Raw genomic sequence first — 209 nt, forward strand, 5'->3', positions numbered from 1 at the left:
AGCAGCCGCGGTAATACGAAGGGGGCTAGCGTTGCTCGGAATCACTGGGCGTAAAGGGCGCGTAGGCGGACTCTTAAGTCGGGGGTGAAAGCCCAGGGCTCAACCCTGGAATTGCCTTCGATACTGAGAGTCTTGAGTTCGGAAGAGGTTGGTGGAACTGCGAGTGTAGAGGTGAAATTCGTAGATATTCGCAAGAACACCAGTGGCGA

General features: G+C 55.0%; 1 rRNA gene. It reads left to right on the plus strand.

Annotation, left to right across the window (positions count from 1 at the left end):
- Positions 1-209, plus strand: a 16S ribosomal RNA gene (locus CXY91_RS02575); the annotation flags it as partial.

Source organism: Allobosea sp. FBZP-16 (assembly GCF_002831785.1).
In the GTDB taxonomy this organism is placed as follows: domain Bacteria; phylum Pseudomonadota; class Alphaproteobacteria; order Rhizobiales; family Beijerinckiaceae; genus Allobosea; species Allobosea lupini.